The sequence below is a fragment of the Candidatus Nanosynsacchari sp. TM7_ANC_38.39_G1_1 genome, from assembly GCF_004138385.1.
Genome location: NZ_PQNZ01000071.1, coordinates 1 through 1,025, shown reverse-complemented (window position 1 = coordinate 1,025; position 1,025 = coordinate 1). Strand labels below are relative to the sequence as shown.

The following is a 1,025-nucleotide window of genomic DNA, read 5'->3' as shown; positions in this document are numbered from 1 at the left end:
ATGATAAAATATAAATTGAATATATGCGTATTTTAATTGTTGAAGATGAGAAAAAGCTTGCACGCGCCATTAGTCGAACGCTAAAAAACGAAGGCTACGCTATAGATATTGAATATAATAGCAGTGAAGGCTATGCAATGGCTAGTACCCAACCGTACGACGCTTTAATTATTGACAGAATGATGCCTGGAGATTTTAGTGATGGGCTAGATATGCTTAAGAAACTACGTAAAGATGGCATTTTTACGCCAGCTATAGTTTTAACAGCACTAGGTGAAACAAGTCAAAAAATTACTGGACTAGATGCAGGCGCAGATGATTATTTAGCGAAACCATTTGCTATAGACGAGCTCTTAGCAAGATTACGAGCAATATTAAGAAGACCGAAAAAAGCCCAACCAACCATCCTAAAAGTTGGTAACCTGCACATGGACACTACTAACCGAACAGTAGAGTTTGATAATAAAAAGATAGATCTGACAGCAAAAGAGTACGCTCTACTACAATATTTAATGAAGTCCAGCGGTCAAACATTAAGTAAAGAGCAAATTATGGAACACGTATGGAACTTCGATGCTGATATTTTACCAAACAACGTCGAGGCGTACATAAAAAACTTGCGCCAAAAAATCGATAAGCCATTCAAAAAACAATTGATAAAAACCGTCCGCGGCTTCGGTTACCGGATTGAAGCATGAAAATTTTTACCTCGGCAACTATTAAATTGGCGGGCTGGTATTTACTGATTTTAATGGTCGTCAGCCTGCTGTTTAGCAGTATTATTTTTCAAGTGGCGCGCTCGGAAGTTGACGCGCAAATCCATAAAATTATCATCCAGCGCGGCAACGATTTTCCTAGCATTGACTTGTCGGAACGGATGGATATTTCGACGCGCAATCTGCTGATTAGCTTGGGTTATATCAATCTCATCGTGCTGCTGGCGGGCGGCGCTTGCTCGTATTTATTAGCGAGGATTACGCTGCGGCCGATTGAGGCGGCGCATAAAGCCCAGTCGCGGTTTGTCT

2 protein-coding genes are annotated in these 1,025 nt (G+C 41.0%); both read left to right on the top strand.

The window, feature by feature from the left end; all coding sequences use genetic code 11:
* The first annotated feature begins 23 nt into the window (after nucleotides 1-23).
* Nucleotides 24-698, top strand: coding sequence for a response regulator transcription factor (locus tag G1ANC_RS04000; protein ID WP_129693707.1), 675 nt, complete (start codon nucleotides 24-26; stop codon nucleotides 696-698).
* The coding region (locus G1ANC_RS03995; RefSeq protein ID WP_164998029.1) for a hypothetical protein at nucleotides 695-1,025 on the top strand (331 nt) is incomplete at its 3' end. The genes G1ANC_RS04000 and G1ANC_RS03995, both read left to right, overlap by 4 nt.

Excerpts from the sequence above, each read along its gene's own strand:
- G1ANC_RS04000 (WP_129693707.1), top strand. The coding sequence starts at position 24 with ATGCGTATTTTAATTGTTGAAGATGAGAAAAAGCTTGCACGCGCCATT.